A 1,278-nucleotide genomic window follows, 5' to 3' on the forward strand; every position below is an offset into this window, starting at 1 on the left:
GTCAACTACTACGGTGTCCTGCAATACCAAGGCAGCGATGCGCCCGCCTCCATCGACGTCACCCTCGACAATCAAAACCAAACGCTCAGCGTGCCCGCAGGGAAGTTTCCGAGTATAGGATGGTTAGCTTCACCTTCAGGGCAAGATAATTTTGTTCTATTGCATAATAACTTCTCTCAAGATAATATGCAATTAAGTGAAATATTAGCTAAAGCTAAAGAAATTCACGGTACGAATATTACCGAGTTTATCCTAAGAGGAGACTTTAATGATGGAACATCTAATGGAGGTATTTACTCTGATACAAAATCAGAGGTCACCCTTGTGGATAAGCGTACGCCGGCTACGGTGTCGGTTACGGGGGTTACGCTTAACGAATCGGCCAAGACGCTAACCGTCGGCGAGACGTTTCAGCTTACGCCGACTGTGCAGCCTCCCACGGCTACCGATCCGGGCGTAACGTGGAGCGTGGCGCCGGCCGGCATCGTTGCGGTCGGTACTTCGGGGCTCGTCACCGCCCAAGCCCAAGGGCAGGCCACCGTCACCGTGAAAACGAACGATGGCAACCATACGGCGCAATGCGTCGTAACGGTGGTGCCGAAAAAGCATCGCGTGCATTTCTCGCATACCGGCAGCGGCGCGCTCACGGCCACAGTCGATAACGCGCCCATCCAAACCGGCGCCGAGGTAGAAGCAGGCAAGACCGTCGTCTTCACCGCCGCCCCGGCCGAGGGGCACCGCGTCAAAGCGTGGACGCCCGCCAACGGCACCGCCACGACGTACACCGTAACGAATCTCTCGGCCGAGACGACCGTCACCGTCGCCTTCGAAGCCATACCCGCTCCGCCGCCACCCACGCCGTCGCCCGTCAAGCATCGCGTGCATTTCTCGCACACCGGCAGCGGCGCGCTCACGGCCACGGTCGATAACGCCCCCATCCAAACCGGCGCCGAGGTAGAAGCGGGCAAGACCGTCGTCTTCACCGCCGCCCCTGCCGCGGGGCACCGCGTCAAAGCGTGGACGCCCGCCAACGGCACCGCTACGACCTACACCGTAACGAACCTCTCGGCCGAGACGACCGTCACCGTCGCCTTCGAAGCCTCGCCCGCCCCGCCGCCACCCACGCCGCCGTCGCCTACCCCGAACCCGACGCCCGATCCGCAGCCGCCCACACCCGCGCCCACCCCTAAAAAGGTGGAGAAGCTGACGCTCAACCATCCCGCGTTCGTGGCCAACGGGATCGCCACCTTCCGGCTCGAAATCGTCGAAATCCTCCCC

At 61.0% G+C, this 1,278-nt stretch carries 1 protein-coding gene; it reads left to right on the forward strand.

Annotated features, from left to right (window positions below; genetic code table 11):
• Positions 1-1,278 (forward strand): Ig domain-containing protein (locus tag EII41_RS14245; protein WP_185711931.1); only part of this gene is annotated, 1,278 nt, incomplete at both ends.

The sequence above is a fragment of the Tannerella forsythia genome (genome assembly GCF_003860135.1).
Classification (GTDB): Bacteria; Bacteroidota; Bacteroidia; order Bacteroidales; family Tannerellaceae; genus Tannerella; species Tannerella forsythia_A.